Source organism: Paenibacillus agri, assembly GCF_013359945.1.
Lineage (GTDB): Bacteria > Bacillota > Bacilli > Paenibacillales > Paenibacillaceae > Paenibacillus_AQ > Paenibacillus_AQ agri.
This window is the reverse complement of sequence record NZ_JABWCS010000132.1, coordinates 1-400: the sequence shown is the minus strand read 5'-3', so window position 1 is coordinate 400 and position 400 is coordinate 1. Positions and strand designations below refer to the sequence as shown.

Annotated in this window: 2 rRNA genes; both read right to left on the bottom strand. The window is 50.8% G+C overall.

From position 1 onward, the window contains the following. Positions 1-83, bottom strand: a 5S ribosomal RNA gene (rrf, locus tag HPT30_RS00655); the annotation flags it as partial. 196 nt (positions 84-279) lie between these two features. After that, positions 280-400, bottom strand: a 23S ribosomal RNA gene (locus tag HPT30_RS00650); the annotation flags it as partial.

The window sequence follows — 400 nt, the reverse complement described above, 5'->3', positions numbered from 1 at the left end:
GTCCAAGTACCATCGGCGCTGGAGGGCTTAACGGTCGTGTTCGGGATGGGTACGCGTGGAACCCCTCCGCCATCGCCACCAAACATGCGTCTGTGAAACAGACGCTGCCGCGTGAAATTCGGTTCAACACCAGAAGTGCGAATGAATTTCTTAGCGTATCAGGCTTAATCGCCTGAAAACTGAATCCGAATTGAATTTGCGTTTGCCCTTTTTACGGGGCCCCCGGAAAGTACTCGGAATTGGCTTCGCAGCCTCTTCTTCACTTTTTGGGGTAGTTTATAGGATAAGCCCTCGACCGATTAGTATTGGTCAGCTCCATGCATTGCTGCACTTCCACCTCCAACCTATCTACCTCGTCGTCTTCAAGGGGTCTTACTAATTGGGAAATCTCATCTTGAGG